The sequence below is a fragment of the Sulfitobacter sp. genome (assembly GCF_041552635.1).
GTDB lineage: Bacteria > Pseudomonadota > Alphaproteobacteria > Rhodobacterales > Rhodobacteraceae > Sulfitobacter.
The window spans coordinates 1-1,886 of sequence record NZ_JBFEKM010000332.1; the positions used below are offsets into that span (position 1 = coordinate 1).

The 1,886-nt window shown below is 59.1% G+C and carries 3 protein-coding genes; all 3 read right to left on the reverse strand.

Annotation, left to right across the window (positions count from 1 at the left end; genetic code table 11):
- The coding region (locus tag ABYT07_RS20785; protein ID WP_372993901.1) for a hypothetical protein at window positions 1-249 on the reverse strand (249 nt) is incomplete at its 3' end.
- Window position 250: 1 nt separating this feature from the next.
- Window positions 251-1,267 carry a hypothetical protein gene (locus tag ABYT07_RS20790; protein WP_372993902.1) on the reverse strand — a complete coding sequence of 339 codons (1,017 nt, stop codon included), beginning with the start codon at window positions 1,265-1,267 and terminating at the stop codon, window positions 251-253.
- Window positions 1,182-1,793 carry a hypothetical protein gene (locus tag ABYT07_RS20795; RefSeq protein WP_372993903.1) on the reverse strand — a complete coding sequence of 204 codons (612 nt, stop codon included), beginning with the start codon at window positions 1,791-1,793 and terminating at the stop codon, window positions 1,182-1,184. Before ABYT07_RS20795 ends, ABYT07_RS20790 begins: the two co-directional genes overlap by 86 nt.
- Window positions 1,794-1,886 lie beyond the last annotated feature (93 nt).

Genomic DNA, 1,886 nt, shown 5'->3' on the forward strand with positions numbered 1-1,886 from the left:
ATAGACGCTGTTTTCACCGGCATGCACCGCCGCTGGCAACGTCGCGGTGAAATGGTGCAGCAGGGCGTATAGCGTATCTTCAAGCAAAATGAACGCGCCACCACGCGACAGGGCCACGAACCCGTCAGGATCATCACGGTCTTCTTGGGGCATGTCCTCAATTAGGGTCGGGTCAAGATCAAGTTCGTCCAGCAACGTCAGCCCGTTACCCGGGATCATCACCGATAGATCAGCGGTCAATGTGGCCATGTCAGGTTCCTTGTTGTGTCAGGTCAGCGCGACACGCTAAGTGCTTTGGCAAGCACCAGAACGTCCGGCGTGGACAGCTTATCGCCATCGTTGAGATAAACATCCGCGCCTTCAGCACCTGAGGCGCGGGTTTTTTGGTATGCGTGCTGGTGGTCCTGTTGATCGGGTCGACATTTAGCGAAATTCCGACTGTGGCGCTGATTGCGGGTGGAATATTCAGCGCTATGGCGTCGCCCTGATGAAGCGCCGAGGCCCATTTCTTGAGGGCACCAAAGGGCTGGATTTGGTCAGTCAGGATATTGCCCACCGTATCTGGCGAGACATTGGCCTGCGCCTGTTCCATTGCGGTTTTGGCAAGGCCCGCGGCATTCAGGGCAGTGACCTCTTCGGGGAAAAATGAATTGGGCTTGGCGCGTTGGCTTTCCTGAATCAGGCGCTTTTCCTCGGGGCTGATATCCTTGTCGGCCAGTTGGCCCCTTAGCAGAACGCCAAGATCATGTTCGGATCCCTTGGGGCTTGAGTGTTCGTCAAATTCATAGGTGCTGCGCACGTGGCGTTCGGTGATGTGTTTCATATCAACCACGGCTGCGTCACCATTGACGGTCGTTGGCGGCAGGGCTGCGCCAGTGTAGGGATCAAGCACAAGCGACGGGCCGACCCGGATCATGTCGGCTTGGGACACAGGGGTGAACTTGGCGTGATCCGCTTCGGATGATGCAAAGCCCGCGATCGCCTGAAAAACGGCGGTGCCGGCAATGGCGGCGTGATGTTCATTGGCCCAAGCCGTCCATTCATAGCTTAGCTCTGATACCATATCGATTGCTTCAAAGATCATCAATTGGCCCGCTTTGATCGCCGCAGGGGCATCATTCACGCAAACCATAAGGGCACCAATCGCGTCGCGGTCATCCATTTCTGCCAGCGTGGGCGATTTAACCGCAGCAAGTTCGGCATGCAGTTTCATGGCTGTCAACTGGGCCTGTTGTGCGGCGGCAAGGGCGGCATTTAGGGCGGTCACGCAGGCTTTGTCGGTTGTCAGCGCATTTTGAGACGGCTCTTGCGGTTTGGGCGGCATCGGGGCGGTTGCTGCCGGCACGGGGGGGCAGGCCGCCGACCATGCCCCTCAAGGCCCCGATGGATGACAGATCGGTCGCATAGGGGGGCGTCAGCGCGCAAGATCTGTTGATGAGCTTTTCGGACGCCTTGTGCAGGGCATCGCGTTTTGCCACGACGGCAAGCAGTTTGGCCAGTTTCGGCGCGCCGGGCAGGTCGGCCAGCGCCTGTTCTTCCTCAGCGGCTTCGGTCAGGTCGCGCAGGTCTGTATCGCTTTCCAGCATGCTGCGCAGTTCTTCGGCAGCAGCAGTGGCCATCGCGACCTTGCCGCGGTCAAACGCTTCGACCGCTTTAGCTTGCCGTGCCTCCATCTGCGCGCGAACGGCTGCTGTATCGGTGGCAATATTCCCAATTGCCGCGCGGATGGCGGGGCCTGCATTTTCGGCCTGTTGCAAGCAACTGACGCGGGATACTTCGTCTGCAACCCGCATCGCAGCGGCCTAAAGCTGATCGGACTGCTTGCGCGCTAGGTCAAGCAAGCGCGCCCCGTCGGTGGCCTGTGTCGTGAAATCGATCGCGGCAAG